This is a genomic window from Streptomyces sp. NPDC008086 (assembly GCF_042957325.1).
Classification (GTDB): domain Bacteria; phylum Actinomycetota; class Actinomycetes; order Streptomycetales; family Streptomycetaceae; genus Streptomyces.
Genome location: NZ_JBIBIA010000030.1, coordinates 1 through 1,027 on the forward strand (window position 1 = coordinate 1; position 1,027 = coordinate 1,027).

General features: G+C 69.1%; 1 protein-coding gene. It reads left to right on the forward strand.

The features are described 5' to 3' along the window. Nucleotides 1–948 (forward strand): ATP-binding cassette domain-containing protein (locus ACFZBP_RS42180; protein ID WP_391421138.1); only part of this gene is annotated, 948 nt, incomplete at its 5' end. Between the last annotated feature and the right edge of the window lie 79 nt (nucleotides 949–1,027).

The window sequence follows — 1,027 nt, forward strand, 5'->3', positions numbered from 1 at the left end:
ACCACGACGCTGATGATGATCGCCGGTTTCTGCGAACCGGACTCCGGCACCATCACGGTCGGCGGCCGTGACGTCACCCGACTGGCGCCGCAGAAGCGGGGCCTGGGGTTTGTCTTCCAGCAGTACCTGCTCTTCCCGCACATGACCGTGAGTGAGAACGTCGCTTTCCCGCTGACGCTGCGTGGTGTGCCGAAGGACGAGATCCGTCGGCGGGTCGGGGAGACGCTGGAGATCGCGGGCCTGTCCGGGTTCGGCGGCCGTAAGCCGCGTGAGCTGTCCGGTGGCCAGCAGCAGCGTGTGGCGTTGTGCCGGGCGCTGGTCTACCGGCCGCCGGTCATCTTGATGGACGAGCCGCTGGGCGCGCTGGACAAGAAGCTGCGTGACCAGCTCCAGGTGGAGATCAAGTCCATTCAGCAGGAACTCGGCCTGACCGTCATCTATGTGACGCACGATCAGGAAGAGGCGCTGGTGATGTCGGACCGTATCGCGGTCATGCGCAACGGCCTGATCGAGCAGTTCGACACCCCGAGGGAACTGTTCGAGCGGCCCAGGACGCCGTTCGTGGCGGACTTCCTCGGCGCGGCCAACTTCCTGCCCGGCCGCATCGAGCAGCACACCGACGAGCACACCCTGGTCCGCCTGGATGCCAGCGGCACTCTGCTCAAGGCGCGCCGCCACCAGCTGCCCTCCGGCACGCAGGTGAAGGTTGCTGTGCAGCCGGGCCGGCTGCGGGCCTGTGCCAGTGACGACGGGTTCTGTACCGGCACGGTCGAGAACGCCACCTACGTCGGCACCCTGGTCCGCGCGGGCGTACGCATCGACGGCGGTCAGGCACCGCTGCTGCGCCTGGAGGTACCGGCCGGCCGGGGCCCGGTCGCCGGCGAGCGCGTCGGGATCACCGCCGACCCGGACGACATCAACCTCTTCGCCGACGAACAGGCGGGGTGAGTCATGGCTGCCACTCTCACCGCGGGCGCTCCGGCCCGCCCCCGCAAACTGCTGGCCTCGCGGCGGACCCGGGTCGGGA